Origin of the sequence: Pseudomonas sp. S37 (assembly GCF_016658545.1) — a bacterium.
GTDB lineage: Bacteria > Pseudomonadota > Gammaproteobacteria > Pseudomonadales > Pseudomonadaceae > Aquipseudomonas.
Genome location: NZ_JACVZC010000003.1, coordinates 95,175 through 119,391 on the forward strand (window position 1 = coordinate 95,175; position 24,217 = coordinate 119,391).

The 24,217-nt window shown below is 63.8% G+C and carries 19 protein-coding genes; 13 read left to right on the forward strand and 6 right to left on the reverse strand.

Annotation, left to right across the window (positions count from 1 at the left end):
- Nucleotides 1-11 precede the first annotated feature (11 nt).
- From IAE39_RS02170 to IAE39_RS02225, 12 genes are all read left to right on the forward strand, one after another.
- Nucleotides 12-2,504, forward strand: coding sequence for a TonB-dependent receptor plug domain-containing protein (locus IAE39_RS02170; protein ID WP_201198990.1), 2,493 nt, complete (start codon nt 12-14; stop codon nt 2,502-2,504).
- An 18-nt stretch (nt 2,505-2,522) separates the two neighbouring features.
- Nucleotides 2,523-2,699: a hypothetical protein gene (locus IAE39_RS02175; protein WP_201198991.1), complete on the forward strand. Its 177-nt coding sequence runs from the start codon at nt 2,523-2,525 to the stop codon at nt 2,697-2,699.
- Nucleotides 2,699-4,069 (forward strand): LLM class flavin-dependent oxidoreductase, encoded by a 1,371-nt coding sequence (locus IAE39_RS02180; RefSeq protein WP_201198992.1) that lies wholly within the window; start codon nt 2,699-2,701, stop codon nt 4,067-4,069. The genes IAE39_RS02175 and IAE39_RS02180 overlap by 1 nt, the downstream gene beginning before the upstream one ends.
- Before the next feature lie 35 nt (nt 4,070-4,104).
- Nucleotides 4,105-5,454, forward strand: coding sequence for an LLM class flavin-dependent oxidoreductase (locus IAE39_RS02185; RefSeq protein WP_201198993.1), 1,350 nt, complete (start codon nt 4,105-4,107; stop codon nt 5,452-5,454).
- Nucleotides 5,455-5,919: 465 nt separating this feature from the next.
- The gene (locus IAE39_RS02190) at nt 5,920-6,711 is read left to right on the forward strand and encodes a class II aldolase/adducin family protein (RefSeq protein WP_201198994.1); all 792 of its coding nucleotides are present in this window, start codon (nt 5,920-5,922) and stop codon (nt 6,709-6,711) included.
- 3 nt (nt 6,712-6,714) lie between these two features.
- Complete coding sequence (locus IAE39_RS02195; protein ID WP_201198995.1) at nt 6,715-7,701, forward strand: ABC transporter substrate-binding protein; 987 nt, start codon at nt 6,715-6,717, stop codon at nt 7,699-7,701.
- Between the two features lie 161 nt (nt 7,702-7,862).
- Nucleotides 7,863-10,301, forward strand: a complete 2,439-nt coding sequence (locus tag IAE39_RS02200) for a TonB-dependent receptor plug domain-containing protein (protein WP_201198997.1) — start codon at nt 7,863-7,865, stop codon at nt 10,299-10,301.
- A 50-nt stretch (nt 10,302-10,351) separates the two neighbouring features.
- A complete protein-coding gene (locus tag IAE39_RS02205; RefSeq protein WP_201198998.1) occupies nt 10,352-11,683 on the forward strand; it encodes an LLM class flavin-dependent oxidoreductase in 1,332 nt (443 codons plus the stop codon).
- A complete protein-coding gene (locus IAE39_RS02210; protein ID WP_201198999.1) occupies nt 11,680-13,275 on the forward strand; it encodes an ABC transporter substrate-binding protein in 1,596 nt (531 codons plus the stop codon). Before IAE39_RS02205 ends, IAE39_RS02210 begins: the two co-directional genes overlap by 4 nt.
- Nucleotides 13,276-13,277: 2 nt before the next feature.
- Entirely contained in the window at nt 13,278-14,222 is a 945-nt protein-coding gene (locus IAE39_RS02215; protein ID WP_201199064.1) for an ABC transporter permease, read from the forward strand.
- A complete protein-coding gene (locus IAE39_RS02220) occupies nt 14,219-15,064 on the forward strand; it encodes an ABC transporter permease (RefSeq protein WP_201199000.1) in 846 nt (281 codons plus the stop codon). Before IAE39_RS02215 ends, IAE39_RS02220 begins: the two co-directional genes overlap by 4 nt.
- Complete coding sequence (locus IAE39_RS02225) at nt 15,061-16,701, forward strand: dipeptide ABC transporter ATP-binding protein (protein WP_201199001.1); 1,641 nt, start codon at nt 15,061-15,063, stop codon at nt 16,699-16,701. The genes IAE39_RS02220 and IAE39_RS02225 overlap by 4 nt, the downstream gene beginning before the upstream one ends.
- Before the next feature lie 6 nt (nt 16,702-16,707).
- Here IAE39_RS02225 and ssuD read toward each other — a convergent pair whose 3' ends face one another.
- From ssuD to msuE (IAE39_RS02245), 4 genes are read right to left on the reverse strand one after another with little or no spacing between them, the layout of a single operon-like run.
- Nucleotides 16,708-17,835, reverse strand: a complete 1,128-nt coding sequence (gene ssuD / locus IAE39_RS02230) for an FMNH2-dependent alkanesulfonate monooxygenase (protein ID WP_201199002.1) — start codon at nt 17,833-17,835, stop codon at nt 16,708-16,710.
- A 48-nt stretch (nt 17,836-17,883) separates the two neighbouring features.
- Nucleotides 17,884-18,981, reverse strand: a complete 1,098-nt coding sequence (locus IAE39_RS02235) for a sigma-54 interaction domain-containing protein (protein WP_201199004.1) — start codon at nt 18,979-18,981, stop codon at nt 17,884-17,886.
- Between the two features lie 10 nt (nt 18,982-18,991).
- On the reverse strand, nt 18,992-20,179 hold the full coding sequence (locus IAE39_RS02240) for an acyl-CoA dehydrogenase family protein (protein WP_201199005.1): 1,188 nt from the start codon (nt 20,177-20,179) through the stop codon (nt 18,992-18,994).
- 10 nt (nt 20,180-20,189) lie between these two features.
- Complete coding sequence (msuE, locus tag IAE39_RS02245) at nt 20,190-20,747, reverse strand: FMN reductase (RefSeq protein WP_201199006.1); 558 nt, start codon at nt 20,745-20,747, stop codon at nt 20,190-20,192.
- A gap of 487 nt (nt 20,748-21,234) precedes the next feature.
- Between msuE (IAE39_RS02245) and IAE39_RS02250 the strand changes: the two genes are divergently transcribed.
- Nucleotides 21,235-22,413 (forward strand): acyl-CoA dehydrogenase family protein, encoded by a 1,179-nt coding sequence (locus tag IAE39_RS02250; protein WP_328825442.1) that lies wholly within the window; start codon nt 21,235-21,237, stop codon nt 22,411-22,413.
- Nucleotides 22,414-22,469: 56 nt separating this feature from the next.
- Here IAE39_RS02250 and sfnG read toward each other — a convergent pair whose 3' ends face one another.
- Both sfnG and msuE (IAE39_RS02260) read right to left on the reverse strand, forming a co-directional pair.
- Nucleotides 22,470-23,564, reverse strand: coding sequence for a dimethylsulfone monooxygenase SfnG (gene sfnG, locus IAE39_RS02255; RefSeq protein ID WP_201199007.1), 1,095 nt, complete (start codon nt 23,562-23,564; stop codon nt 22,470-22,472).
- Between the two features lie 18 nt (nt 23,565-23,582).
- Nucleotides 23,583-24,137 carry an FMN reductase gene (msuE, locus tag IAE39_RS02260; protein WP_201199008.1) on the reverse strand — a complete coding sequence of 185 codons (555 nt, stop codon included), beginning with the start codon at nt 24,135-24,137 and terminating at the stop codon, nt 23,583-23,585.
- Between the last annotated feature and the right edge of the window lie 80 nt (nt 24,138-24,217).

Below are 24,217 nucleotides of genomic sequence, written 5' to 3' on the forward strand. Positions count from 1 at the left end.
GGATGCGGCCAATGCGCGCGCAAGGATTCGTTCGTCCCGAAAATCGTCTTCCCTACGCCCTGTCGCTGCTCTGCCTGGCACTACCCGCAAGCGCCTGGGCCGAGGACACCGTACTCGACACGGTATCGGTGATCTCCACCGGTAACCGCAGCAATACCCTGACCGTGGCCGACAGCCCATCGCCCATCGATATCATCAGCGGCGACCAGATCCGCAAAACCGGCAAAGCCAGCTTGCGCGAAGCCCTTGGGCGTATCGTGCCATCGTTCAGCGCACCGGCGCAGTCAGGTGGCGGCACCTCCAACTCGGTGCGCCCGGTGTCGATCCGTGGCCTGTCCGGCGACCACCTGCTGGTACTGGTCAACGGCAAGCGTCGTCACAACACCGCCGTCTACAACAACTTTGCGCGTATCGCCAGTGGCAGCGTACCGGTGGATCTCGATCTGATCCCCACCTCGGCCATCGAACGTATCGAACTGCTGCGTGACGGCGCCTCGGCGCAATATGGCTCCGACGCCATCGCCGGGGTGCTCAACATCATCCTCAAAAGCCAGGCCAGCGGTGGCAGTGCCAGTGTCACCGTCGGCCAGCAGGAGGACAAACCCGGTGACCTGACCCAGACCGGCATCAACAGCGGTTTCGCCCTGGGCGACAACGGCGGTTTCTTCAACACCTCGCTGGACATCCGCCTGCAAGGGCCCTCCTATGCCGCTGGCGATGCCCAGGGGGCGTGGTACTACCCGGTGCTCAACGGCCAGTCAGTGCCGTTCGGTACGCCAGGGGCAGCAGCCGACCCACGCGAGGAGTCGGTCGATCGGCTGCTGGAGAAAGGCTATGGCCGCTCCAACCGCGACGAAGTCTACAACCTCTCCTACAACGCCGAACTGCCCATCAACGATGACCTGACGCTGTACTCGTTCTCCACCTACAGCGACCGCAGCATCGTCGACACCCGCGGCAGCTTCCGCGCCACCAGCGTCTCCTCGATCCCGCAGATCTACCCGGACGGTTTCCATGCACAACGGCTGATCGACGAAAAGGACTTCCAGGTCGCCGTTGGCGGCAAAGGCGATTTCGCCGGCTGGGCATACGACCTGTCCACCACCTACGGCAAGGATGACGTACGCCTGGGCGCGCAAAACACCCTCAACGCGTCCATTGGCCCGGCCAGCAAGACCTTGTTCTACCTCGGTGCCCAGGAGTTTCAGCAGTGGACCACCAACCTCGACTTCACCCGCCCCTTCGAAATTGGCCTGCCCAAACCCCTGCAACTGTCAGCGGGTATCGAACACCGCTGGGAAAAATACCTGCAAGGCGCCGGCGAACCTGATTCCTACCGCGACGGCGGCTACGCCTACCCCGTTGGCCATCCGCGCGCAGGGCAACAGCCCTCGCCGGGCCTGCAATCGTTCACCGGCACTTCACCTGGCGACGCCGGCTCGCTGGACCGCGACAGCTACGCCTTCTATATCGACGCCGGCAGCAACCTCACTGAACGCCTGTACACCAGCGCCGCGTTTCGCTTCGAGCACTACGATGATAGCTCCGGCAACACCGTCAGCGGCAAGCTCGCCAGCCGCTATGAGTTGGCGCCAGGCCTGGCCCTGCGCGGCACCTTCAACACTGGCTTTCGCGCGCCGTCGCTGGCCCAGCAGATTTTCTCGGTCACACAGAACACCGGTGTGCTCCAGGCCGATGGCACCACCCGCATCATCCAGGCCCGCTACCTGCCACCGGGCAGCGCCGAGGCTCAAGCCCTTGGCAGCAAGGACCTGGAGCCGGAGAAGTCGACCAACTTCAGTATCGGCCTGTCCTGGGAGCCGACTCGCAATGCCCGCGTCACCCTCGATGCCTACCGCATCGAAATCAAGGATCGCATTGTCAAAAGCGAGATCATCCAGGTCAGCGACGCCTACTCCGCGCAGTACAACCTCAATGGCGTCGACAGCCGCACCGATGGTATTGACCTGGTCAGTGAACTGCACAGTGACTACGGCCGCTTCGGCCAGGTGCGCTGGTCGGCGCTGTACAGCTACAACCGCACCACCATCCGCGACATCAAGGAAAGTGGCGCAGCCGCCCTGCTGGGTCGTAACTACGTGACCTTCGGCCACCAGGCACAAACCGACCTGACCGAGGGCAGCCCGCGCGACAAGCTGGTGCTCGGCAGCAACTGGCGTGTCGGCGATTTCATCACCGACCTGCAACTGACCCGCTACGGCAAGTACACCGAGGCCGGCACCACGGCCGCGGCCGACAAGCAGTTCAGCGCCAAGTGGATCACCGACCTCGATATCAGCTACCTGATCACCGACAACCTGTCGGCCGCTATCGGCGCCAACAACCTGTTTGGCGTACGCCCCGACAAACAATCGCCCAACCTGGTGCAGACCAACCTGCCGGGTAACCCTACCGAAATCAACAACCTCGATGAGTACGGCGCATTCAGCCCCTACGGCCTCAACGGCGCCTTCTATTACGCACGCCTTTCCTACGACTGGTAACCACAAGAGGACAGCACCATGCCTGCTGAAAATGTTGTCGCACTCACCGAAGCACTCAAAGTCACCCCGTTGGAGCCAACCGTCGGCGCCGAAATCAGCGGCGTCGACCTGACCAAGCCGCTCTCTGCGCCGCAGCGCGATGAAATCCACGCCCTGCTGCTCAGGCATCGCGTGCGCAAGCAGGGGGCCCAATGATGGCGCGTAAACTGCACCTGGCGCTGTTCGTCACTCAAGCGGGCTCGCACCTGGCCGGATGGCGCCACCCCCAGGCCGAACTCGGCACTGCGCTGGATATTCGCTACTACCAGCGCCTTGCCGAGCAGGCCGAGGCAGCCAAGCTGGACATGCTCTTCGTTGCAGACAAACTCGCCCTGGACGACATTCACGGCGGTAATTTCGACGCCGCCGTGACCTGGCGCCCCAATGGCTCGCCAGAACCGTTGGCACTGCTCTCGGCGCTCAGTGTGCTGACCTCGCGCATCGGGTTGGGCGCGACCATTTCCACCAGTTACCACGCGCCGTTCCACGTCGCCCGGCAGTTCGCCACGCTGGACCATTTCAGCCATGGGCGGGCGGCGTGGAATGCGGTGACCTCGGTCAACGATGGTGAAGCGCGAAACTTCGGTTTCGATCAGCACCTCGGCCATGCCGAGCGCTATGCCAAGGCCGAGGAGTTTCTCGATGTGGTGCGCAGCCTCTGGGACACTTGGGCAGACGATGCCCTGCTACTGGACAAAAGCAGCGGGCGCTACGCCAATGCCAGCAAAATCCGCTACGCCGAGCACCAAGGCAAGCACTTCGAGGTGCGCGGCCCGCTCAACCTGCCGCGCCCGCCACAAGGCCATCCGGTGCTGATCCAGGCAGGCGTGTCGTCGGCATTCCAGGCCCTGGCGGCACGTAACGCCGAGGTGATCTTTCCGGTGCAGTCGACCCTGGAGAAAGCCAAAGCCTTCTACCGCGAGTTCAAGCAGCAGGTGGCGGCGGCGGGCCGCAGCGGCGAGGCCGTCAAAGTGCTGCCAGGGTTGTACCCGATCATCGCCGACACCGATGAGCAGGCCCAGGCGCTGGCCACCGAGCTGGACGCGTTGGTCCTGCCCATCGCCGGCCTGACGTTCATGTCGGCAAGCATGAACTACGACCTGGCGCAGCACGACCCAAAAGCACCGGTACCGGATATCCGCGAGCATATTCGCGGCAGCAAGGGCCGTTTCGACGTGGTGATCGGCAATGCCATCGAAGCCGGCTGGAGCCTCGAACAGCTGGGCCGCTGGTACGCCTCCAGCCTCGCCTTCGCCAAGTTCATCGGTTCGCCGCAAACCGTGGCCGATCAGATTCAGCAATGGTTCGACGAACACGCCGCCGATGGCTTCGTGGTGATGCCACCGTACATGCCCGGTGGTGCCGAGCGCTTCCTCCAGCAAGTGGTGCCGGAGCTGCAACAGCGCGGGATATTCCGTACGGAATATCAGGGCAGCACCTTGCGAGATCACCTGGGGCTGGAAAAACCCCAACGAACTGGAGCTGAACATCGTCATGCAGCTCTGCGGCGTGGCCAGCCCAGCTGACATCCGCACCACACCTCTGATGAAAGGATAACCCCATGACTCAACGCAAACTGCACCTTGGCGCCATTCTCACCGGCGTGGGTACTACCCAGCAGGAATGGCTGCACCCAGAGATACCTGGCGATGCCAGCATCGACATCGACTGGTACAAGCAACAGGCCCGCGCCGCCGAAGCGGCCAGGTTCGACTTCGTGTTCATCGTCGACAGCCCGTACATTACCCCCGAGTCGGCGCCGCACTTTCTCAACCGCCTGGAGCCGTTGACCCTGCTGTCGGCGCTGGCGGGGGCCACCGAGCGCATTGGCCTGGTCGCCACCCTGACTACCTCATACACCGAACCCTTCAACGTCGCTCGCCAGTTTGCCTCGCTGGACCATATCAGCCATGGCCGCGCCGGCTGGAATGTGGTCACCACCGGCCTGGAGGGCGCCGCCGGCAATTTCGGCCGCGAGCAGCATATCGACCACGGCGAGCGCTACCGCCGCGCCCATGAACATGTCGCCGTGGTGCAAGGCTTGTGGGATTCCTACGAGGATGACGCCTTCCCCCGCGATAAAGCCAACAAGCGCTTCCTCACCGCCAGCAAACAGCATCGTCTGGACCACCAGGGCGAGTTCTTCTCGGTCACAGGGCCGTTGAACATTTCCCGCTCGCCCCAGGGCCAGCCGGTGATCTTCCAGGCCGGGGTTTCTGAATCGGGTCGCGGCCTGGCGGCGCAGATCGCCGAAGGCATCTTCGCGGGCGTCGACAACTTCGAAGACGCGGTCGAGTACTACGCCGATATCAAACGGCGCACCGCCGAGGCTGGGCGCAACCCCGATCACGTGCTGCTGTTCCCCGGTATCGACCCGATCATTGCCGATACCGACGAGCAGGCTCAGGCCATCGAACGCGAGCGCAAGGGTGAGCTGGACATCCACAAGGCGCTGGTGCAACTGGGCCGCCCGTTCAGCTACCACGACTTCAGCCAGTACGACCTTGACGCGCCCTTCCCGCAACTGGGCGACCTGGGCAGCAACGGCTACCGGGGCCACGCTGAGCGCATCAAGCGTGTGGCCGCCGAGCAGAACCTGACCCTGCGCCAGGCGGCCCTGCGCTTCGGCCAGCCCTACTCCAGCTTCGTCGGCTCACCGCTGACCGTGGCCAACGAAATCGAACGCTGGTTCCGCGAGGGTGCCGTGGACGGCTTCAACATTCATGTGGGCGCACCGAGCGACTTCGCCCGTTTCACCCACGAAGTGCTGCCGATCCTGCGCGAGCGCGGGCTGTTCCGTAGCGAGTATGAGGCCCGTACATTGCGCGGGCACCTTGGGCTGGAAGTACCGCAGAACCGCCATGCGTCATCGCCACAGCACACCAACGAACGCATCGGGGACGCCGTGTGAGCCATATTGCTATCCGCTTTCGCCCGCTCTCATAGAACTTCAGCTAACTAACTGATTTAGCAGGGACCCTGTGGGAGCGGGCGTGCCCGCGAACACCGGCGCAGCCGGTGCCATACACCGTGTTGGATTCTTCGCGGGCGCGCCCGCTCCCACAGGGTACGCGGAGCGCCTGCCAGCATATCCTTGTAGGAGCGGCTTTAGCCGCGAAGAATCCAGCGCGGTGCATGGCACCGGCTGCGCCGGTGTTCGCGGGGCAAGCCCGCTCCTACAGAGTTCTCTGCCGACTATGGGCCCAGAACTAAAATGCGATAGTTAAATATCCATCTGATTTTTTATTCTGAATAATAATAATAAAAATAGATCAAAACAGTATTTCTGCCCCTCGTTCCCCCTTGCTACAGTCCCTTCAGACCCGACCCCTCGCACGGTGGAGGCGCCCGATTCATCCACCTGCGAGTACGCCCCATGAGCCATAGCATCACCCGCCTGCCGAACCACAACCACCGCCTGCAACTGAGCGCCCCGACCACCCACGCCGATCTCGACGCCGAACGCCTACACCGCAAGCAACGCCTTGCTGCGTCGTACAGGCTGTTCGCCGAGCTGGGCTTCGAGGTCGGCCTGGCCGGGCATTTCACCGCCCGTGATCCGATCGAGACCGACCACTACTGGATCAACCCGCTGGGCGTGCCGTTCTCGCAGATCCGCACCAGCCACCTGCTGCGTGTCAACGGCCAGGGCCAGGTAGTGGAGGGTGACGGGCTGCTCAACACCAGTGCCCTGGAACTGCACTACGAGCTGCAGAAGGCCCGCCCGGAGGTCGTCGGCATTGCTCATCTGCACGGCTTCCACGGCCGGGTCTGGTCGTCCCTCGGCCAGCTGTTCCAGCCGATCACCGCCGAGTCCTCGGCGTTCGTCGGCGAGCAGGTACTGTTCGACCGGCATGCCCTGGGCACCGCCGATCGCGACCTGGTGGCCCACGCCTTCGTCGAGACCTTCGCCGACAACAACCTGCTGGTCTGGCAGAACCATGGCCTATGGACCACCGGCCAGACCGTGGAGAGCGCGGCATGGCGCTTTATCCTTGCCGATGACACCGCCCGCGCTCATCTGCTGGCGTACTCCGCCGGCCAGCCACGCATTCCGCAAGCGGGCGAGGACAGCTTCGATCCGGCCCAGCGGGAGCTGTTCGGGTGGTTGAACTTCCTGCCGCTGTGGGACCGCATCGTCCAGCAACAACCTGATCTGCTGGACTGAGCCATGAATATCGACCTTTACCGCCGACGGTTCATCCAGCGCGGCGCCCTGCTCGGACTCGCCGCGGGCATGGCCCCGGCGCTGGCGAACACCCCACAGGCACTGCGGGTCTGGCGCTACAAGGGCCAGGCCGCGAGCTTCCTCGGCGATGCCGGCCAGGCCGCCACGCCCTATCCCGTGGAATGGGTGGACATCCCCGGCGGTGCCATGGTCCTCGAAGCCTTCGCCAGCGCCAGCCTCGACTACGCCTTCATGAGCCCGGTGCTGCCGCTGTTCGCCAGTGCCGCCGGCAACCCGTTGGTGCTGATCGCCAGCTACCAGGGCGAACAGAACCTTAGCGGCCTGATCGTCAAGCGCGGCAGCGGTATCCACTCGATCGCCGACCTGAAGGGCAAACGCATCAGTTTCGTGCGCGCCACCGACACCCACTTCCTGATGCTCAACCTGCTACGCGACAACGGCCTTGCCCTTGACGATGTCCAGGCTCGCCCCATGCCGGCGCGGGACGCGCTGGTCGCGTTCCAGAACGGCCATCTGGACGCCATCATCGCCGGCGGCATCGGGGCGCTGCAGGCCCTGACGCAGATGGACGGTGAACTGCTGGCCGACGCCAGCCGCTACCGCTGCGGCAATTACCTGATCGCAACCAGCGCGAAGGTGCTGGCGCAACCGGGCAAGCAGGCGCAGATCGCCGATTTCCTCGAACGCGAGCGTGCCACGTGGGACTGGGTGGAGCGCAACCCGCAGGCCTGGGCCGCACGCAACGAAACCCTGACCGGCATCTCTCGCACCCTCTACCTGCAACAGTTCGACCAGCGCCAGCAGCCATGTCGCCTGCTCCCGGTCAGCGACGAGGATATCGCCGCCCAGCAGCGCATCGCCGATCTATTCCATGACAGCGGCCTGCTGCGCCAACCGGTGACGGTCCGCGACTTCTGGGACCGACGCTTCAGTGCCTTGCTCAGCGGCCAGGAGCCCGCAGCGGCATAAGCGCACCGGCGCGCGCCGGACGACACACAGACACGCCGAACCACGGGAGCAATGGACCTCCCGCAGGCCCGGCCATGCCTGGAAAACCTGAAACAACCCATGAGAGCCCGTTCGACCGCACATCCAGGGCCTGACTGCCAAGCGAACCCTTAGGAACCGTCATGAAGTCCGTATTCACTCCCTTGTCCATGGCCCCGGCGCTGCTCGCCGGCTACCTGTTCAACCCGCTGGCGCTGGCCGCCGACAGTGACGCCGCGCTCGGCACGGTGATTGTCACCGGTTCGCGCGGCAGCGAGGTGCGCACCGTTACCAGCAGCCCGGCACCGATCGACGTGATCGACAGCAAGCAGCTCGAACAGACCGGCTCCAGCAGCCTGCGCGAAGCCCTGCAGAAAACCCTGCCGTCGTTCTCCCAGCGCCCTTCCGGCACCTCCAACGACAGCGTCGCCCGCCCCTACAGCCTGCGCGGCCTGAACGGCTCCAACGTGCTGGTGCTGGTCAACGGCAAGCGCCGCCACAACAGCTCGGTGATCAACCTCGACTCCACTGCCGCCTACGGCACCAACCCGGTGGACCTGGACATGATCCCGGTCAGTGCCATCGACCACATTGAAGTGCTGCGCGACGGTGCATCGGCACAGTACGGCTCCGACGCCATCGCCGGGGTAATCAACATCATCCTCAAGCAGCACGACAACGGCGGCTCGGTCAGTACCCAATATGGCCAGTACTACGAGGACGGCGACGGCGGCAACCTGCGCCAGACCCTCAACCAGGGCCTGGCCCTGGGCGATAGCGGCGGCTTCTTCAACTACGCCCTGGATGCCAAGTCGGTGCAGACCGCCACCCGCTCCCGCGAGGCCACCGGCAACCTGTATTTTCCCGGCGACCCGCGCAATGACACGGCCGACCGCGAGGTGCAGAAGAACGGCCTACCGAAGATCAAGGCGATCAACCTGTCGTACAACGCCGAACTGCCGGTGAGCGACGACCTGACCCTGTACTCCTTCTCCACCCTCAGCCAGCGCGACGCCAAGGGCGGCCAGAACTATCGACGGCCAAACTCGACCAACATCATTCCAGAGATCTACCCGGACGGCACTGCGCCCTTCTACACCCTCAAGGAAACCGACTACCAGGCCGCAGCTGGCGGCAAGGGCGAGATCGCCGCCTGGCAATGGGACCTCAGCACCACCTTCGGCCGGGCGAAAAGCCAGGCCGGCGCCGACGAAACCCTCAACGCCTCGCTCGGCCCGGGCAGCCCGACCCATTTCGACACCTACACCAACACCTTCGACCAATGGACCAACAACCTCGACCTGACCCGCGCCTTCGAGGTCGGCCTGAGCAAGCCCTTGCAAGTATCCTGGGGCCTGGAACACCGGCACGAGCGCTACAAGACCGAGTCGGACGACCCGCTGTCGTGGATCAACGGTGGCTACATCTACCCCAGCGGCCCGCTGGCCGGACAACCCGGCTCTGTGGGCGCCCAGGGCGCGATCACCCTGACCCCGGAAGACGAAGGCCAGGCCAGCCGCAACAGTTACGCCAGCTACCTCGACGTCGGTTTCAACCCGACCGAAAAGCTTTACCTGGGGGCTGCCGCGCGCTTCGAAAAATATGACGACAGCAGCGGCAATACCCGCAGCGGCAAGCTGACCGCGCGCTATGATTTCACCCCGACCTTCGCCATACGCGGCACGCTGAGCAACGGCTTCCGTGCGCCGTCGCTGTCGCAGTCGACCTACGCACAGACCGCCAACCAGTACACCACGGTCAATGGCGTCTCGCAGTTCGTCGAAGCCAAGACCGCCCGCGTCGACTCGGCCCTGGCCAAGGCCCTCGGCGCCGAGGACCTGAGCCCGGAGAAGTCGCGCAACATCAGCCTCGGCCTGACCTGGCAACCCCTGCCCCGGGCCAGTGTGACCCTGGACGCCTACCAGATCGAGATCCGTGACCGCATTGCCCTCACCGGCTTCCTGTACGGCAACGGCGTCGATCAGGTCCTCGTGGCCAACGGCTACAAGCCCGGCTACCGCATCAAATACTTCACCAATGCGGCAGACACCACCACCCGCGGCATCGACCTGGTGGCCGACTACCGGGTCGACTATGGCCGGTTCGGCCGGGTCAAGTACGGCATCGGCGCCAACTACAACAAGACCGTGATCGACGACATCAAGCAGACCCCGACGTCGCTCAGGGCCGCCGGCAACAACCTGGAGCTGTTCGACCGAGTGGCACAAGGCTACCTTACCGTGGCCAACCCCAAGACCAAGCTGATCCTCAGCGCCAACTGGCAGATCGAGCGCTTTACCGTCAACGCCGCCGTGACCCGTTACGACAAGGTCATCGCTCGCGACGCCAACCCCGACTACGACGTGACCTACGGCGCCAAGTGGCTCACCGACCTGGAAGTGGCCTACGCGGTGACCGACAACTTCGACGTCGCCGTGGGCGCCAACAACCTGTTCGATGTACGTGCCGATAACAACGCCTTCCCCGCCGGCGACGTCAACGGCTTCCCGAAATTCGGTTCGATCTCGCCGTTCGATCCGTATGGCGGCTTCTGGTACACCCGCATCGCCTACAACTTCTGACCCCAACGATCGAGCGCCCGCCTCGTTCGGCGGGCGCCAGGAGAATGTTCATGAGCCAAGGCCAGTTCGTACTCGGCGCCTTCATCCCCGGCACCCTCAGCGGCAGCGCCTGGCGCTTGCCGGAGGCGCCGCTGGATACCTTCCGCAGCCTGGAGCACTACCAGTACATCGCGCGCAAGCTGGAAGCCGGGCGCTTCCATTCGCTGTTCTTCAACGACACCCTCGACGTCAAGCTCGACCTGGCCCTGCAGCGCGGGCCCAACAGCGTGCGCTGGGACCCGCTGATCCTGGCGCCGGCGCTGGCCGCCAGCACCCGCCATATCGGCCTGATCGCCACCGCCAGCACCACCTACAACGAGCCCTATAACGTGGCGCGCAAGTACGCTGCGCTGGACCATCTGAGCAGTGGCCGTGCCGGCTGGAACCTGGTCACCTCCCTGGGCGGTGGCGAGAACTTCAATCGCCAGGAGCATGTCGAGCATGACGACCGCTATGCCCGCGCCGAGGAGTTCTACGACGTGGTCAGCGGCCTGTGGGACAGCTGGGCCGACGACGCCTTCATCCAGGACAAGGCCAGCGGTACCTGGCTGGACATCGACAAACTGCATGTACTCGGTCACCAGGGCGAGCACTTCCAGGTCCGCGGCCCGCTCAACGTCTCGCGCTCGCCCCAGGGCCACCCGGTGGTAGCCCAGGCCGGCGCCTCGGTGGCGGGCAAGCGCCTGGCGGCGCGGGTGGGTGAACTGATCTTCACCGCCCAGCACACCATTGAGCAGGGTCGCGCCTTCTACCAGGAAACCAAGGCCGCAGCCGCTGGTTTCGGGCGTGGCGCGCATGAACTGAAGATCCTGCCGGGTGTGTCCCCCGTGGTCGGCAAGACCCTGGCCGAAGCCCAGGCCAAGTACGACCGCCAGCAGGAGCTGCTGGAGCCCAAAGCCTTCCTCAGCTCGATTTCGAAGTTCGTCAGCCTCGGCTACGACCTGTCCGAACTGCCCTTCGACGACGTGGTGCCATTGCCACCGGAGCACTTCACCACCAACACCCACCAGAGCCGGCAGAAGCTCGTGTTCGACCTGATCCGCCGCGAGCGCCCGACCGTGCGCCAACTGTTCAACCAGCTCACCTCCGGCGGCCATCGGATACTGATCGGTACGCCCGAAAGCATCGCCGATGACCTTCATGCCTGGTTCGAAGCGGATGCCGCCGACGGCTTCAACATCATGTTCAGCGGCCTGCATTCGGCCATCGACGATTTCGTCGACGGTGTGGTCCCCGAGCTGCAACGCCGTGGCCTGTTCCAGCGCGAATACGCCGGTACCACGCTGCGGGAAAACCTCGGCCTACCCTACCGCGCCAACCGGTTCTTCAAGGAACGCCCATGATTCGACCCCTGGCAATCCTGGCCATCGCCGTGGCCCTGGCCGGCTGCGACAGCAAGCCGGAGCAATCGGCCGCCACCGGCACTCCGGCGCAGCCGCAGACTGGCGGTGTACTGCGCGTGGCCTTCGACGGCGACCCGAACTGCATCGATCCGCAGCAGGCCGGCAACAACACTGCACTCAACGTGGGGCGGCAACTGGTCGACTCGCTTACCGACCAGGACCCGCAAAGCGCCGAGATCCTGCCCTGGCTGGCCGAGCGCTGGGAAGTCAGCGAGGATTCGCGGCAGTTCGATTTCCACCTGCGCGAAGAGGTGACCTTCGCCGATGGCAGCCCGCTGGATGCGGCAGCGGTGAAGGCCAACTTCGAGGCGATCGTCGCTCTCGGGGCGCGAGCGCAACTGGCCGGGACCTATCTGGCAGGCCTTGCGTCGGTGGACGTCACCGGCCCGTTGAGCGTGCGCATCACCTTCAGGCAACCCAACGCCCAGTTTCTCCAGGCCAGTTCCACCATGAGCCTCGGGCTGTTTTCACTCGACACCTTGAAACACACTGCCGAGGAGCGCTGCCAGGGCGCCCTGGTGGGCTCCGGGCCGTTCACGGTGAAAAGCTTCGCTCACAACAAGAGGGTGCGCATCGAGGCCCGCCCCGATTACCACTGGCCGTCTTCGATTGCCGAACACCAGGGCCGCGCCTGGCTGGACGCCATCGAATTTCATATCCTTCCCGAGTCCGGCGTACGCCTGGGCAGCCTGCTGTCCGGGCAGATCGACGTGAACACCAGCGTACCGGTACAGGACGAGGCAGTGCTGCAAGCCCAGGGCGTACCCTCGATCAACCGCCCCAACCCGGGCATCGTCTTCAGCCTGACGCCAAATGTCTCGCGGGCGCCGCTGGATGAGCTGGCGGTGCGCCAGGCGCTGAACAAGGCCATCGACCGCACCCAGTTCCAGGGAGTGATTTCCCGTTACCAAAAGCCGGCGACGTCGGTACTGGCGAGCAGCACGCCGTATTACCAGGACCTGAGCAGTCATCTGGCCTACGATCCGGCGGGTGCGCAAAAGCTGCTGGATGACGCCGGCTGGCGCAAAGGTGCCGATGGCTGGCGCCAGCGCGACGGCAAGCGGCTTGGCTTCGCCCTCGACTACTGGCAGGCCACCACCCCGGTGCTGGAGCTGGTGCAGCAACAGCTGCGCAAGATCGGCGTCGAGTTGCGCCTGAACAAATCCACCATCGGCCAGGTCAGCCTGCAACAAACCTCCCTCGACTACAGCCTGTGGTTCTTCAACCTGACCCGGGCCGATCCGGACGTACTGCGCACGGTATTCCTGTCGCCGGGACGCAACGTCAACGTTCGCGCACCGCTGCCACTCGACCGGCTGCTGCTCGACTCGGCCGCCAGCCTCGACGGGCAGAAACGTGGCGCACTGATCCAGCAGGCCAGCGCCGAGCTGCTGGACCTGGGCCATGTGATTCCGCTGGTGGAAATGGCCACCGTCACCGCCTTCCGTGATGTCGTTCGCGGCCTGCACTACGAGGCCTCGACGCGCCTGCAGTTCTACGACACCTGGCTGGCACAACCGGGGGGCCAATGAGCATGCACACCTCTGCACTCTGGCGTCTGGCCCAGGCCCTGCTGGTGTTGTGGGCGGCCTTCAGCCTGTCGTTCGCCATTCTGTATGCCCTGCCGGGCGATCCGATCGGGATCCTGCTCGCCCAAGGCGGCGAGCCGGGCACGGCGGATCCGGCACAGGTCGCCGAACTGCGTGCCCGCTATCACCTCGACGGCAGTCTCTGGCAGCAATACGGCGGCGCCCTGTGGCGGCTGTTGCACCTGGACCTTGGCGTATCGCTGCAGACTGGCAAGCCAGTCGCGGCGGCCCTGGCTGCGGCACTCCCGGCAACCCTGGCCCTGGCCTTTACCGCGCTGCTGATCGCCGTGCCGCTGGGCATCGGCGTGGCATTGGCGGCCCACCAGGTGCGGCGGCGCCCGCTACAGGCGGCGCTGCACAACGCGCCGGCGCTGGTGGTATCGCTGCCAACCTTCTGGGTCGGCCTGCTGTTGCTGCAACTGTTCTCCTTCCGCCTGCACTGGCTGCCGGCCATGGGCGATCACGGCCTCGCCAGCCTGGCGTTGCCGGCACTCACCCTGGCCCTGCCCTGCGCCGCAATGATCGCCCAGGTGCTCGGCCGCTCGATCGCCAGCGTCAGCCGCCAGCCCTTTGTCCAGGCCCTGCGCAGCAAGGGGGTCGGGCGCTGGTCGTTGCTGTGGCGGCATATCCTGCATAACGCCTCTATCCCCCTGCTCAGCCTCACCGGCACCTTGCTCGGCAACCTGCTGGCCGGCGCAGTGGTCACCGAAACGGTGTTCTCCCGCGACGGTGTGGGCCGCCTGGCCCAGGCTGCTGTGGCCAGCCAGGACATCGCCGTGGTGCAGGGTGTGGTGCTGCTCGCCGCGACCCTCTTTGTGCTGACCAACCTGCTCACCGACCTGCTCTACCCGCTGCTGGACCCGCGCATTCGCCAAGGGAGGCGACCATGATCCTGCAACCCGCCATTTCCTCGTCGCCGTCGCGGCGCCGCCTGCCTGGCTTGCCGGTGGCGCTGAGCCTGGTGCTGTTCCTGCTCCTGCTGGGCTGGGCGTTCTTCCCAGGGCTGTTCACCGACCTCGACCCGCTGCTCGCCGACCCCACCCGAACGCTGCGCGCGCCCTCGGCGCAGCATTGGTTCGGCACCGACCATCTGGGCCGCGACCTGTACGCCCGCTGCGTGTATGGGGCGGCGTTGTCATTGCAGGCCACCGCCATCGCAGTGCTGATCGCCCTGCTGGCCGGGACCCTGCTCGGCGGCATCGCCGGCTGGTTCGGTGGTGCTGCCGACCGGGCGCTGGCGGTATTGGTGGAGGTGCTGATGGCGATCCCGGCCCTGTTGCTGGCCATGGCCATCGTCACCGCCCTTGGCTTCGGCACGCTGGAGATCGCTATCGCCGTCGGGCTGTCGTCGGTGGCGGTATTTGCCCGACTGGCCCGGGGCGAAGTCCTGCGCTGGCGCAGCCGGGTATTCGTCGAAGCCGCACAAGTGGTCGGTGTCGGCGCCTGGACCAATCTGTGCCGGCATGTTCTGCCCCATGCGGCCGGCCCATTGCTGGCCCTGGCGGCACTGGAGTTCGCCAGTGCGGTACTGGCGGTTTCAGCCCTCAGCTTCCTGGGCTTCGGTGCGCCGCCGCCGCAACCGGAATGGGGCCTGTTGATCGCCGAGGGGCGCAACTACATGGTCGCCGCCTGGTGGTACACCACCCTGCCGGGGCTGGTGGTGGCCAGCGTAGTGCTCGCCACTCAGCAACTTGGCCGCGGCTTGCAACATCTTCAGGGAGAACACACATGAGTGCACCGTTGGTGCGTATCCGCCAGTTCGGGGTCGAGTACCCGGGTGCGGCGCAGGCCGCCGTGCAGGGGCTGGACCTGGACATCGCGGCAGGCGAGGTCGTCTGCCTGGTCGGTGAGTCCGGCTCCGGCAAGTCCACCACAGCCGCGGCGCTGGCCGGCTTGTTACCGGACGCGGCGCGGCAGCACGGGCAACTGTGGCTTCAGGGGCACGCGCTGGCCAGCCTGGACGAGCACGCCTGGCGCCAGCGTCGCGGTCGCCTGGTCGGCTTCGTGCCGCAAGACCCGGGTACTTCGCTGGACCCGGTGAAAACGATCGGCGCCCAGGTAGTGGAAGCCATGACGGTGCACGGTGTGCCCCTGGCCCAGGCCCGCCCGCGTGCCCTGGAGCTGCTGCGGGAGGTCGGGCTGAAGGCGCCGGACACCCTGCTTGCCCGCTACCCCCATCAACTGTCCGGCGGCATGTGCCAGCGGGTGCTGATCGCCATTGCCCTGGCCAACGACCCGCCGCTGCTGATCGCCGACGAGCCTACCAGCGCCCTGGATGTGAGCGTACAACGGCAGATCCTCGACCGTTTGCAGCAGTTGGTCCGCGAGCGCGGCAGCAGCCTGCTGCTGATCACCCATGACCTGGCGGTGGCGCTGGACCGCGCCGACCGCATTCTGGTGATGCGCCACGGTCGCTTGCTGGAGAGCGGTGCCCCGGCACAACTGTGGCATGCGCCGGAGCACCCCTACACCCGCCAGTTGCTCCAGGCCTCGCCGCTGGCGCGCTTGCAGCAGCGCCGTGTGGCGCCAACGGTGAGTCGGGAACTGCCGCTGCTGCAGGTCACTCACCTGCATCGGCGCTTCGACACGCGTGGCGCGGCGGCAGTGGATGGCGTCAGTTTCAGTCTGCAACGAGGCACCACCACCAGCCTGGTGGGCGAGTCCGGTTCGGGCAAATCCACCACGGCGCGGATTATCCTGGCCCTGGAGCGGGCCAGCTCAGGCAGCGTGCGCTTCGACGGCCTGGAGGTGCTCGGGGCCAGTCGTCGCCAAATGCACGGTTACCGCCGGCGGGTGCAACTGGTCTACCAGAATCCTTATGCAGCACTCGACCCACGCCAGGACCTGCTGGCCATCATCAGCGAGCCGCTGCGCGCGTTCGGAATAGGCCAGCGCCGGGATCACCGGGCGCGGGTGCTGGCGCTACTGGAGCGGGTCGGTTTACCGGGCGAGCTGCTGCATCGCCGCCCTGCCCAACTCTCCGGCGGGCAGCGCCAGCGCGTGGCAATCGCCCGGGCGCTGGCGGCAGAACCGGAGCTGCTGGTGCTGGACGAACCGCTTTCGGCGCTGGATGCACCGGTGCAGGCGCAGGTGCTGGATCTGCTGCAAGGTTTGCAGGAAGAACTTGGCTTGACCTACCTGTTCATCTCCCACGACCTGGCAACGGTACGCGGCATCAGTGACCAGGTGCTGGTGATGAGCCAGGGCAGGCTGGTGGACCAGGGCCCCACCGAAGCGGTGTTCGGGCGACCGGGGAGCGACTATACGCGACGATTGCTGGAGGACATGCCGGGGCGGTTGATGCCGGAGGCTGAAGTGCAAACCAGGGCCTCCAGTCTCCGAACATTGCCAACTGCTGTAGAAAATTGACGACTTCTACAGGGCTTTCTTCGCTGCGCGCACATCGAACGCACCACCGGTCAGCACGCCATCCACGGTCACTTTGCCTTTGCCCGGTAGCAGCGGGAACACCAGCTCGGCGAAGCGATAGGCCTCTTCCAGATGCGGGTAGCCAGACAGTACGAAACTATCAACCCCTAATGCCATGTACTCCTGCAGGCGCTGCGCTACGGTCTGCGCATCACCGACCAACGCGGTGCCAGCGCCGCCACGCACCAGGCCAACGCCTGCCCACAGGTTGGGCGCCACCTCGAGCTTGTCTCGATGGCCGCCATGCAACTCGGCCATGCGCCGTTGGCCCACTGAATCCATACCGGCATAGTTGGCCTGCGCGGCAGCAATGGTCTCGTCATCCAGGTGACTGATCAGTTCCTCTGCTGCCGCCCAGGCCTTGTCATTGGTTTCACGCACTATCACGTGCAAGCGTACGCCGAAGCGCACGGTGCGGCCATGTTTCTTCGCCCGCTCACGTACGTCGGCAATTTTCTCGGCCACTGCCGCCGGAGGCTCGCCCCAGGTCAGGTAGGCATCTACATGCTTGGCTGCCAGCTCATGGGCTGCCGCTGAGGAGCCGCCGAAATACAACGGCGGATGGGGTTTCTGCACAGGCGGGAAAAAATTCTGCGCACCCTTGACCTTGAGATGCCGGCCGTCGAAGTCAACCTTCTCGCCCTGTAGCACTCGACGCCAGACTTCGAGAAACTCATCGGCCGCTTCATAACGTTCATCGTGAGCGAGAAAAACGCCATCGGCTGCCAGTTCGGTGGCATCACCGCCCGGAACCACGTTGAGGAGCAGGCGTCCGCCAGTGGCCTCATCCAGCGTCGCAGCCTGACGAGCCGAAGCAGTCGGGTTACCCAGCGAGGTGCGCAAGGCAACCAGCAGCTTGATGCGCTGGGTCACCGGAATCAGGCTCGCGGCGGTCACCCAAGGGTCCAGGCAACTGCTGCCAGTAGGAATCAGCAGCCCGTCATAGCCAAGGTTTTCGGCAGCCACAGCAATCTGCCGCATGTAGGCGTTACTGGCTGCCCGGCCACTGTCAGACTTGCCCAGGTAACGGGTATCACCCGAGGTGGGGAGGAACCAGAAAATATCCAGACTCATGGAAGTACTCACTGAAGGTCGATAACCCAGGCGTGCATGCAAGGGTCATCAGATGGATAGGTGTAACAGGCGATCGTCACGCTCACGCAAGGCCTGACGCTTGTTCACAGCCAGCTCGCCGATCTTGATCAGCCGCGTACGTGCGATGTTGCGGCTCAGGCCAAGCAGGCTGGCGGTATGCACCTGGTTGCAGTGGCAGAACCGGTATGCCGCACGCAGCAGTGCGTTCTCGACCTTTTCGTGCAGGTCGCCAGCCTGTTCGTCGAAGAGCTGCTGGAACGCGCGCTGCAGCAGGGCATCACCGCTGACATCGTGCTCAATCGTGCTGTCAGGTCGCTCGATGCGGATATTGGAGAGGCGCAGGTCATCCTGCTCTATCAGCCCATTACGGCAGATCAGCAGGGTGTGATGAATGACGTTTTCCAGTTCACGGATGTTGCCTGGCCAGCCATAGCCCGCCAGTTTTCGCTCGGCCTCGGCACTCAGTGCGACATTGCCATAACCAAGACGTTGGCTATAGGTGGCAATGAAGTGCCGAGCCAGTGGCAGGATGTCTCCCGGACGCTCACGCAGCGGATACAACTGCAGGCTTACAACATTCAGACGGTAGTAAAGGTCTTCGCGGAAATGGCTCGAATTGATCGCGCGTTCCAGGTGGACGTTGGTAGCCGCCAGCACGCGTACGTTGATCGGAATACTCTTGCGCGAGCCCAGGCGCACCACCTCACGCTCCTGCAGGACACGCAGAAGCTTTACCTGAATGGCCATTGGCAGATCGCCGATCTCATCCAGAAACAGCGTGCCTCCGTTGGCCTCCTCGAACCAGCCGGCCTTGGCCGCCAAGGCCCCCGTGAAGGCACCTTTTTCATGGCCAAACAGCTCCGCTTCCACCAGCGACTCGGAAAAAGCCCCGCAGTTGACGGCAACGAACGGACCATTGCAGCGCCCGCTGAGATTGTGGATATGGCGTGCAACCAGCTCTTTGCCTGTCCCCGTTTCGCCGATGATCAGGACGCTGGCCTCGCTGGGTGCGACCTGCTGGATATGGGCGAGCAGCGCCTGCGACCTTGGGTCTTCGAAGACCTGTGCAGTCGCCCGGATCGATGTAGCCAGCGCGGGGGATGGCGGAAGGGTGAGCAGTTGCATGGGAGCATCCCTATGAATAAAAAGAAGGTGTTGGCCGTGTCTGGTTCAGTGCCCACTCACCAAGCTCCTGGATTTTGTAGTCAACAGGATCGTGCAAGGTCTGAGTCCGCAGGTTGCGCCAGTGACGGTCGAGACGCAGGGCAGCATGGGTGGCCCGTGCGCCGGTAACTTCGAAGAGACGGCTGCACAGGTCCAGCCCGACCTTACTGGCCGCGACCTTGGCAGTAGCAATGGCAATGGCCAGGCGGGCACGTTCTTCGCTGCTTAATCCATGTTCCTTGCGCCAGGCGTCGTCCAGCATGCCGGCGGCACGTTCAACCAGCACGCGTACACTCTCCAGGCCGACCCAGAACTCTCCGTAATGACTGAGGATCAAAGGGTCCTCGGTTACAAAGCGGGCCTTGGACTTGAACCATGGGCGACCTTCCTTGAGGGTGTACTCACGGGCCTCTTCCAGGGCGCCTTCGGCTATTCCGAGAAACAGGTTGGCGAAATGCAGTTGCGCAATCAGCGGTCGCAAGCAGGAAAACGGCGTACTCAACGGGCCAGGATCAACCAGCAATTCGTTCTCTTCCACCCGTACACGCTCGAACGTCACGCTGCCGCTGTCGGTCTGTCGCTGGCCCATGTTGTCCCAGTCATCGTGCAGGGTGATGCCGGTGCGCGCGCTGGGAATGGCAGCAACGACCAAACGGCCATCATTGAGCTGGTCGTTGGCCGAAGCGATGAGCATTTGCGAGTCTGGAGCGCCCGAACAGAAGCCCTTCTTCCCGGAAAATTCTCGCCAGCCAGTAAAGGTCTGAATGTGAGTGCGGGTATCCAGTGGGTTCAAGGCATTGCCCCAGAACCAGTTTTTGCGGGCGGTCTGCTCGAACCAGGGCTGCCATTGGTCCGGCCTGGAAAACAGTCGTGCAGTGGCCAGCATCAGGTGGTGGAAACCGAAGACATGCGCAATCGAACTGTCGACCCTGGCAAACTCACGGACAATTTCGAAGGTTTCTTGCCAGGTGGCATCAAGACCGCCGTACTGCCCAGGAATACTCAGGGCAAGCAGGCCGCTCGCACGCAGTGCATCACGCTCGGTCTTTGGTGTCCCGCCCCGGCCATCACGTTCCGCGGCGCTCAATGCGAACTCCGCAGCCAGCGTGCGGGCGGTGTGCAAGGGATCTGGCAAATGGGTCAAAGCCTCGACACTCATACGCCCCCCTTTATGCTGACTTGCGCAAACGTTGATGAGCGAACAGCGGCGCTGCACGCTCGGCGGCCAGCCGGATACGCTGCTGCAATGCCCCGCAGGTCACTGCATAGTCGGTAAAGTCTGACTGGCTGGCGTATACGCCAATCGGCAAGGTCAGCGCCTGCATGAAGGCGAACAATGGCCGCAGCTGGTGATCGAGCACGAGTGCATGGCGCTCGCTGCCGCCGGTGGCAGCCAACAGCACTGGCGTATCTATCAGGGCGTCGATATGGAGCAGATCGATCAGATGCTTGAGGTGACCTGGATAAGAGCCGCGGTAAACCGGCGAAGCCACCAGTAGCAGATCAGCATCCTCGATAAGACGAAGCTGCTGTTCCACTTCGGCTGGCAGCTCCTGACGCGACAACGCAGCGCCAAGCGGCCGAGCGATCTCGCCCAGTTCGACAATGTGGCTGTCCAGCTCAAGGAGGCTGCCCAGTTCGGCGATGATAGCCTCGACCAAGGTCAGGGTGCGTGAGGGGCGATAGGCACCACCAGAAATGCAAACAAGTTTGATAGGGGTAGACATGGTGAAGTCCTGTTGCCGATAAGAGGGGTACACGCTGCAAAGCAAAGCCTGTACCAGGCCGCAAACGCGGTTTTACGGGCCTTTCGCAGGGTAGATCTGCCCGCGCCTGAACAGCCTGCTGATCAACTGTTGCCACACCAACAGCTGTATCAGCAACACCAGGAAATACTAAATCGAATATCTATCCGAAAAATAATAACTTTAAGGAATATGCATATGTATCGCCCATCAACCATGGGGTAGAACACTGCCCTCCCAGTCATGAAACCCCACAAGCTGTTGAACAACTGTTGCCTCATCAACACCTGCGGCCCGCCTGGCGCCTTTGCCGGCCAGTCGCACACAGGCGAACAACGCGTGCCAGACGCAGGCACAGCGCCCAAGGAAGCAATGCCGGCGGCTGGTACAACTCTTGCGTTGGTCTGGCAGACCTAGGGTGCCTGACTACCGAAAGCAGGCGCCTACTCTCCCGTTCGAGGACCATTCAGTGAGTCAACCATCCACATCTGTAAACCGGGAAGTGCTGCAGATCGCCCGCGATCTCGCCAGGCAGTTCTCGTTGACTGCCGCCGAGCGTGACGAACGCGGCGGCACCCCTCAGGCCGAACGTGATGCCTTGCGGGCAAGTGGCTTGTTGCGTCTGTCCATTCCGAGCGAACTCGGCGGCCTGGGCGCAAGCTGGGTGGATACGTTGGCCACAGTCAGGGAACTTGCCACTGCGGACAGCTCTATCGCCCACGTGTACGGGTTCCATCATCTGTTGCTGGCAACGACGCGCCTCTTTGCAAAAGCCGAACAATGGCAACCCTGGTTCGAGCAGACCGCCAGGAACAATGCGTTCTGGGGTAACACCCTCAACCCGCTGGACAAGCGCACCGTCGCCACGCCTACAGCTAGCGGCTACCTGTTCAGCGGCCAGAAGAGTTTCTGCTCGGGCGCCATCGATTCGGATAGGCTGATCGCCTCGGCGCTGGATGGCGAGCGCCTGCTGATCGCCGCCATTCCAACCCAACGCGCCGGTATCACACTGCACCACGATTGGGACAACATGGGCCAGCGGCAAACCGACAGCGGCAGCGCGACCTTCGACAATGTCGAAGTAGCCACCGACGAGCTACTGCTCGACCCCGGCCCGCTGAGTACCCCGTTCTCCAGCCTGCGCCCGCTGCTCGCTCAACTGACCTTCGTCAACCTGTTCCTCGGCATCAGCGAAGGCGCGGTGACACAGGCACGCGAGTACACACGCCAAGAGGCACGACCATGGTTCAAGGCCGATGTCCAGAAGGCCACCGATGACCCGTACGTGCTCGCTCGCTACGGCGAGTTCTACGCTGGCCTGGAAGCGGTTCGCGTGCTGACCGAGCGCGCCAACGGTTTGTTCGACAAGGCGTGGAACAAGGGCGTTGAACTGACCGCAGAAGAACGTGCCCAGGTGGCTTTGGCAGTCGGCAGTGCCAAGGTAAACGCCACCCGTATTGGCCTGGATGTCACCAGCCGGTTATTCGAAGTGACAGGCGCGCGGGCCACCAGCGCTCAACGACGCTTCGACCGTTATTGGCGCAACCTGCGTACCCAGACCCTGCACGACCCGGTGGATTATCGCATTCGTGAGCTGGGCGAATGGCTGCTCAACGACAAACCACCAACGCCCAGCTTCTACTCCTGAAACCAGAGAGGCCCGTAGGCATAACGGGCCTTTCCTTTACTTGCGCCCCAGTCCCCTCAGGCCAGTTGGGCCTTTTCGGGCTGCAATTGCGCTTCCAGCTCGCGCACCAACGGCAGTACATGCTTGCCGAAATACTCCACCTCTTCCTGGAAGTGCAGGAATCCGGAGAGGATCAGATCGACACCCACCGCCTTGAGGGCGACGATGCGCTCAGCGATCTGCGTGGGCGTGCCGATCAGGTTGGTCTTGAAGCCATCGTTGTATTGCACCAGGTCTTCGAATGTCGACCTGGCCCAGTTACCCTCACCTTCCGGGCTGGCCTTGCCGGCGTTCTTCACCTCGCTGGCGAAGCCATTCACTGCATCGGGGTTGGCTTGGTCGATGATGTCCTGCAACACCGCGCGTGCCTCTTCTTCAGTTTCACGGGCGATGATGAAGGCGTTGACGCCGATCTTTACCGAATGGCCATTGGCGGCCGCCTTGGCACGGATGTCGTCGACCTGGGCCTTGATTCCGTCGACCGTATTGCCATTGGTGAAGTACCAGTCGGAAACGCGCGCCGCCATGTCCCTTGCCGCCCGCGAGCTGCCGCCCTGGAAGATTTCCGGGTGAGGTTGCTGCAGCGGTTTCGGCTTCAGGCTGTAGTCGCGAAAGCGATAGAAGTCACCGTTGAAGGTGAAGCTCTCCTCCGTCCAGATGCCCTTCAGCGCGCGAATGAACTCCTCGGAGCGGCGATAACGCTCGTCGTGCTCCAGCCAAGGTTCGCCAATGGCATGGAACTCGCCCTTGAACCAGCCAGAGACAACGTTGATGGCGATTCGGCCATTGGTCAACTGATCGATGGTTGCCAACTGCTTGGCAGCCAGCACGGGATTCCACGGGCCGGGCAGAATCGCGGCGATGACCTTGAGCTTCTCCGTGGCAGCGAGCAGCGCGTGACTGATGGTCACCGACTCATGCTGGAACTCGGCCCCGTAGCCTGCAGTGAAGCGGATCTGCGACAGCGCGTATTCGAACCCCGAGCGCTCGGCGATCTGCGCCAGCTTGCGGTTGTAGTCGATGTCCCAGCTGGTGCGTTGTTCGATGTTGCTGACCACCAGGCCACCGCTGACATTGGGCACCCAGTAGGCGAATTTGATTGCTTGGCTCATGCTCGTGACTCCAGGTGATCAGGCCGCGCCTGCGGCGAAAGTGTGAAAGAACGCCAGCACCGGTTGCAAAGCCCGCTCGATGCGTTCGAGCTGCACCGGGTCGGTCAGGTGATGGTCGGTGAAGGCTTCCACCGTGGCGTACAGGCCGTACGGCAGGGTGTGGGCCTGGAAGAAGGCAAACAGTGGGCGAAGCTGATGATCGATGACCAGCGCATGGCGTTCGCCACCACCGGTGGCGGCCAGCAACACCGGCACGCCCTTGAGCGACTGGTAGTCAACCAGGTCAAAGAAGTGTTTGAACAAACCGGTGTAGGACGCACGGTAGACCGGGCTGCCGGCGATGATCAGGTCGGCGTTTTCGATGGCCGTCAGGTGCGGCAACAGCTCGGGAGAGACGCTGTCGCGCTCCAGGGAGCCTGCCAGGGAAGATGCCAGGTCGGCGATACGCACCCAATGAATATCCAGCGCCAGGCGCTGCTGCAAACGCTCGACCACTGCTCCCAGCAAAACATGGGTACGTGACGGGTTGCGCAAACTGCCCGATACCACTACCAGCTTGATTCTGTTGCTCATTACCCACCCTGCTGTCAGTCCATACCGATATCGCTTGATATCCACTTGAGCAGCAACCGTGCCAAACTTAAAAATACTGA

Excerpts from the sequence above, each read along its gene's own strand:
- IAE39_RS02170 (WP_201198990.1), top strand. The coding sequence starts at position 12 with ATGCGCGCGCAAGGATTCGTTCGTCCCGAAAATCGTCTTCCCTACGCC.
- IAE39_RS02175 (WP_201198991.1), top strand. The coding sequence starts at position 2,523 with ATGCCTGCTGAAAATGTTGTCGCACTCACCGAAGCACTCAAAGTCACC.
- IAE39_RS02180 (WP_201198992.1), top strand. The coding sequence starts at position 2,699 with ATGGCGCGTAAACTGCACCTGGCGCTGTTCGTCACTCAAGCGGGCTCG.
- IAE39_RS02185 (WP_201198993.1), top strand. The coding sequence starts at position 4,105 with ATGACTCAACGCAAACTGCACCTTGGCGCCATTCTCACCGGCGTGGGT.
- IAE39_RS02190 (WP_201198994.1), top strand. The coding sequence starts at position 5,920 with ATGAGCCATAGCATCACCCGCCTGCCGAACCACAACCACCGCCTGCAA.
- IAE39_RS02195 (WP_201198995.1), top strand. The coding sequence starts at position 6,715 with ATGAATATCGACCTTTACCGCCGACGGTTCATCCAGCGCGGCGCCCTG.
- IAE39_RS02200 (WP_201198997.1), top strand. The coding sequence starts at position 7,863 with ATGAAGTCCGTATTCACTCCCTTGTCCATGGCCCCGGCGCTGCTCGCC.
- IAE39_RS02205 (WP_201198998.1), top strand. The coding sequence starts at position 10,352 with ATGAGCCAAGGCCAGTTCGTACTCGGCGCCTTCATCCCCGGCACCCTC.
- IAE39_RS02210 (WP_201198999.1), top strand. The coding sequence starts at position 11,680 with ATGATTCGACCCCTGGCAATCCTGGCCATCGCCGTGGCCCTGGCCGGC.
- IAE39_RS02215 (WP_201199064.1), top strand. The coding sequence starts at position 13,278 with ATGCACACCTCTGCACTCTGGCGTCTGGCCCAGGCCCTGCTGGTGTTG.
- IAE39_RS02220 (WP_201199000.1), top strand. The coding sequence starts at position 14,219 with ATGATCCTGCAACCCGCCATTTCCTCGTCGCCGTCGCGGCGCCGCCTG.
- IAE39_RS02225 (WP_201199001.1), top strand. The coding sequence starts at position 15,061 with ATGAGTGCACCGTTGGTGCGTATCCGCCAGTTCGGGGTCGAGTACCCG.
- ssuD (WP_201199002.1), bottom strand. The coding sequence starts at position 17,835 with ATGAGTCTGGATATTTTCTGGTTCCTCCCCACCTCGGGTGATACCCGT.
- IAE39_RS02235 (WP_201199004.1), bottom strand. The coding sequence starts at position 18,981 with ATGCAACTGCTCACCCTTCCGCCATCCCCCGCGCTGGCTACATCGATC.
- IAE39_RS02240 (WP_201199005.1), bottom strand. The coding sequence starts at position 20,179 with ATGAGTGTCGAGGCTTTGACCCATTTGCCAGATCCCTTGCACACCGCC.
- msuE (WP_201199006.1), bottom strand. The coding sequence starts at position 20,747 with ATGTCTACCCCTATCAAACTTGTTTGCATTTCTGGTGGTGCCTATCGC.
- sfnG (WP_201199007.1), bottom strand. The coding sequence starts at position 23,564 with ATGAGCCAAGCAATCAAATTCGCCTACTGGGTGCCCAATGTCAGCGGT.
- msuE (WP_201199008.1), bottom strand. The coding sequence starts at position 24,137 with ATGAGCAACAGAATCAAGCTGGTAGTGGTATCGGGCAGTTTGCGCAAC.